Source organism: Curtobacterium sp. B8 (assembly GCF_000333315.1).
GTDB classification, from domain to species: Bacteria; Actinomycetota; Actinomycetes; order Actinomycetales; family Microbacteriaceae; genus Curtobacterium; species Curtobacterium luteum.
Window position 1 is genome coordinate 1 of record NZ_BACW01000692.1, and the last position, 1,414, is coordinate 1,414.

Annotated in this window: 2 protein-coding genes and 1 pseudogene; all 3 read right to left on the reverse strand. The window is 74.0% G+C overall.

The window, feature by feature from the left end:
- Positions 1 to 186: pseudogene (locus I59_RS18540) on the reverse strand (uracil-DNA glycosylase); the annotation flags it as partial.
- Between the two features lie 5 nt (positions 187 to 191).
- Positions 192 to 911, reverse strand: a complete 720-nt coding sequence (locus I59_RS18545) for a Type 1 glutamine amidotransferase-like domain-containing protein (protein WP_022905161.1) — start codon at positions 909 to 911, stop codon at positions 192 to 194.
- Positions 908 to 1,414 (reverse strand): phosphoribosyltransferase (locus I59_RS20490; protein WP_022905162.1); only part of this gene is annotated, 507 nt, incomplete at its 5' end. The genes I59_RS18545 and I59_RS20490, both read right to left, overlap by 4 nt.

The window sequence follows — 1,414 nt, forward strand, 5'->3', positions numbered from 1 at the left end:
AGCCCCGGACCTCGTCGACGGATCGCGGAAGGCCCGCAGCACGTCGGCGCCCGCGGGCAGGTACGGCCGACCGTCGGCGACCTCGGCGCGCAGCCAGGCACCCATCCGGTGCACGTCGTCCTCGACGGGCGCCAGGGCGGTGGCCCACCCGGGGTCGACGAGCTCCGCGAGGGGCTTCGGTTCCACGACGACTAGGCGCCCATGGTGGCGACGGACACGGACTCCTCGCCCGCGATCACCCGCCAGACGCTGCCGATCCCGCGGACCTCGAGCGCGCCCTCGCCGACGACGAGCGTGGTGTCCTCGTCGATCGCCAGCCCGGCCGCGACGAACTCGGCCTCCGCGCTCGCGATGAGGCGGGCGAGGGTGCCGGCCTGAGCAGCGTGTACGTCGACCGTGAGGTCGATGAGCCCGAGGCCCTCACGCAGCTCGACCTCGTCGAGCCCCTCGGAGGCCTCCTCCGGGCAGATCTCGACGCCGCCGATGCGCCACCCGCCGACGAGTGCGCGGTCCGCGGCGATGACGGCACCGGCCGAGTAGCCGAGGTAGGGCAGGCCGTCGCTCACGAGCAGCCGGACCTGGTCCACGATCGGTGCGATCGCGGCGAGGTAGTCGGGCGTCACACCGCCTGCGACGACGAGGGCGTCGACGTCGCTCAGCACGGTGGTGTCGAACGCCGCGCCGGCTGCGACCTCGGTCACGACGGTCTCGGCCAGGCGTGCGCCGCCGAGGGTCTCGGCGATGTCCGCGGTGCTCGACGGCGAGGACCCGTCGGCCCGGGCGACCGAGAGCACGGCGATCCGAGGGGTCGTGCGGCCGACGGCGGCGGCACGCGCGGTGGCCTCGGCGGTGAACGGCGCAGCGACGTCCGCCGCGGCGAGGAGTCCCCCGCCGACGAGGTGGATGCTCACGACTCGGCCGTCACCGGGGCGAGGGCGCTCCACGGGAAGGTGATCCACCCGTCGACCCGGCGCCAGACGTGGTCGGGTTCGAGGACGGTGCCGGGCTTGGAGTACAGGCACGCGCTGCGGACGTCGGCTCCGGCGTTCGCGATGATGTCGACGACGAGACGCAGGGTGCGGCCGGAGTCGGAGACGTCGTCCACGACGAGGACCTTCTTGCCGGCGAGGCTCGGGGCGTCGAGCGCGGGGGCCAGGATCACCGGCTCCTCGAGGCGCTGCTCGACGTCGGTGTAGAACTCGACGTTGATCGAGCCGCACTCCTTGGTGCCGAGCGCGTAGGCCACGGCACCGGCGATGATGAGGCCGCCGCGGGCGACGGCGACGACGACCTCGGGCTCGAACCCGGACGAGAGCACGTCCTTGGCGAGCAGGCGTGCGGCGTCGCCGAACTCAGCCAGCCGAGCACCTCGGGCCCGCTCGTGACGGTCACGGTCGACGGAGCCTGGGGCACG